General features: G+C 63.4%; 3 protein-coding genes. All 3 read left to right on the plus strand.

The window, feature by feature from the left end; genetic code table 11:
* Window positions 1-597: C40 family peptidase (locus IZR01_RS48825; RefSeq protein ID WP_194927853.1), on the plus strand; the 597-nt coding region annotated here is incomplete at its 5' end.
* A 1,333-nt stretch (window positions 598-1,930) separates the two neighbouring features.
* Complete coding sequence (locus tag IZR01_RS48830) at window positions 1,931-2,302, plus strand: hypothetical protein (protein ID WP_194899996.1); 372 nt, start codon at window positions 1,931-1,933, stop codon at window positions 2,300-2,302.
* A 24-nt stretch (window positions 2,303-2,326) separates the two neighbouring features.
* Complete coding sequence (locus tag IZR01_RS48835) at window positions 2,327-2,731, plus strand: hypothetical protein (RefSeq protein ID WP_194899995.1); 405 nt, start codon at window positions 2,327-2,329, stop codon at window positions 2,729-2,731.
* Window positions 2,732-2,843 lie beyond the last annotated feature (112 nt).

Below are 2,843 nucleotides of genomic sequence, written 5' to 3' on the forward strand. Positions count from 1 at the left end.
GACCCGCCCACCCCGTGGGATCCGGTCGACGCCATCTACGCCGCCGCCAGACTGCTGTGCGCCAACGGCGCCAAAGGCGGCACCGACATCCCCGGCGCGATCTACACCTACAACCACTCCGAAGACTACGTGAAAGAAGTCCTCGACTACTCCGCCCAATACACCGACGGCACCGGAAACACCCAGCCCCCACCCGACACCACCGATACGACCACACAATCAGCAGTCATCGCCAAAGTCCTCGCCTACGCACAGGCGCAACTCGGCGTCCCCTACCAATGGGGCGGCAACGGCCCCGCACACGGCCAAGGATTCGACTGCTCCGGACTCGTCCAACAAGCCTACGCCGCCGCCGGCATCAACCTCCCACGAGTCGCCACCGACCAATACCACGCCGGAAAAATACTCCCACCCGGAACACCGCTACAGCCCGGCGACCTGGTATTCTTCGGGAACCCGCAATTCGCGCACCACGTTGGGATATACGCGGGCAACGGGTTAATGATCAACGCGCCAAACACGGGCTCTGTAGTGCGATATGAGAACTACAATTGGCCGGACTACTTCGCCGCCACCAGACCCACAGCACGCCCGTAGCCGAACCGCTCGGGCCGTTGCGATATCGAAGCGGCGAGGCAACACGTGACCTCTGCCGCCGCGGATCCGCCCGACACAGCTTGCGACGGGGCAGCGCAGTCCGCCCAGCCCGCTTTCAGAGGCCGCTGAAGCACAGCCGCTGCCACGTCGAGGCCGACCCAGGCTGCACTGCCGCCCGGGGCGAACCCCGCAACGCCTCCAGCGCGACCGGGAGCCCTGGCGTCGGGCCGGCAACCGGCACCAGAGTCCTCCGAGCAAGAGCATATCCAGAATCAGGCACGCAACATCAAATCAGAGCACTGAGGCAACCCGTTTGCCAATTGGGGCTCCAATTCGTACTCCAATTCGTACTCTAATTCCTACTCCAGTTAAGGAAAGGAGTACCAATATCTGGTCCTCGGGCAGGTCGGGCGGTATTTACGCACGCGGAAGTCGCCCAGACTGATCGGTAGAAGTAATCAATCCCGATCCCTGTGCGGCGGCCCCGGCGTCTTCTCATCCCCTCGCTGTCCGCTTCTCTTCTCCTTCTCGCCCCGTCGTCTCCCCATGTCAAACCCTGCTCGTATAACCCCTCTCAACCTTTCTCAACCTCCTTCAACCCCAACCCCATGCCGGCGCCCCGTCCTGTCCGCCCGGCCGGCGACGTCAGCCCCGCGCCACGCCGCCTTCAAGGCCAACCGGTCACCGTCAGTGACAACACTCGAAGGCCATCAAAGCCTCGAAGCCACCTTATCCGGACATTAATGGGCATCCGCTCGCGGTGGCGGGCGGTGCGCCGCGCGACCGTTCCGCCCCGCGCGCGGCGCGCGTACCGGTGAACCGTAGGCGTGCGCGCCGCGCGGCATGTGAAAACTAGCCGCGCGGCGCGCGAACGCAACGTTTCATAGCCGGATACCGCGCGCCTCGACGCTTTCAGAGGGAACATCCGTAAAGAGTCTTGGAAAGCGTCGAGAAAATGCCAAACAACGACACTTATCAAGCCGCATTTCGACTTGATCTATTTCCGAAAGTCGAGCTATATTAGTGATGTGCCCGGGGGGAAGCCCGAAGCGGGAAATGCGAACCGGTCACAAAGAAACGAAAGAAACGCCGCTCGACTTGTTGCGAATGCCGAGATAAGGTTGATGCAACACCCCGGGGAAACCCGGTAGGCATTAAACCGGAAAGTAATTCCGGAAATCCCGAGGAAAGCTCTACCCGGGCGGAGCCTTGCCTAAAACCGGCAATAAATAGGCCCCGCAAAATCGAAAGAAAGGCGGTGAACGCGATGTGCGACCTTTGCATAAATGACGAAACGTGCGGTGATTGCGGCGCGGAACCCGGTGAGAAGTGCATGCCGTATTGCCTCGCCCCCATCGGCCCCGACGGGCCACACGAGTACGACCTCGATACCGAGGAGATCTCCGCACACCCGCAAGTCGCCGCCGCCCGCGCCGCCCTTGCCGGACACGGGATCACCGCGATCATCACCGCCGCCGATTCCGGCGGATGGCACCTCGCGGTCCCGCGCTACCGCGAACGCACGATGATCCTTATCGGCGCGCCGGAAGACCTCCCCGAGAACGGCGACCCGATCCCGGGATGGGTGATCAACCACATTGAGTACGACGGCGGGGACCTCATTGCCGCGCCCTACTACGCGCCGGAGAACTCCGACCCCGCGCCGATGGCCGAAGCCCTCGCGGCCTACCTGACCACCCTCTGACCGAACCTGATGAAAGGGACACCCGTGTCCGACTCGACCGACCCCTACGCCCCGCGCGCCAACGCCGCCGGAACCGCCAGCACCTTCATCGACTATTGGGACACCTTCACCAACGGCGACCTCGCCCACGACTTCACCGAAGCGGTGGATCAAGCGCGATGGGGCGACGATCCCGAAGGCGGGACCTTGGCCAACAAGGAAACCGCCATACAGATCACCGACAAGGTCGTCGACTACGACTTCGCCCGCAAGCTCGCCGCCGAATACCTGTACGGCGACAACCCGCTCGTCTTGGACCCGTACGGCCCGGCCGGGGCGATCCCGGTCCCCGGCAAGTACAACGAGCACGGATGGGTGATCTTCGGATGGGCACCCATCGAAGCCTTCCCGAAGCACGAGCCGCGTTGCGCCATACCGCACGCCTCCTGACGAGCCTGAGCGGGGCAAGCCTCGACACCCACGACGGAATACCCGCTGCACCCCTGCCCTGACCCCCAAAACCGCCTGCCTTGCGAGAAGAAAGCACCGCGCCGCCATGACC

This window comes from Catenulispora pinisilvae, from assembly GCF_015356865.1.
GTDB lineage: Bacteria > Actinomycetota > Actinomycetes > Streptomycetales > Catenulisporaceae > Catenulispora > Catenulispora pinisilvae.

Excerpts from the sequence above, each read along its gene's own strand:
- IZR01_RS48830 (WP_194899996.1), top strand. The coding sequence starts at position 1,931 with ATGCCGTATTGCCTCGCCCCCATCGGCCCCGACGGGCCACACGAGTAC.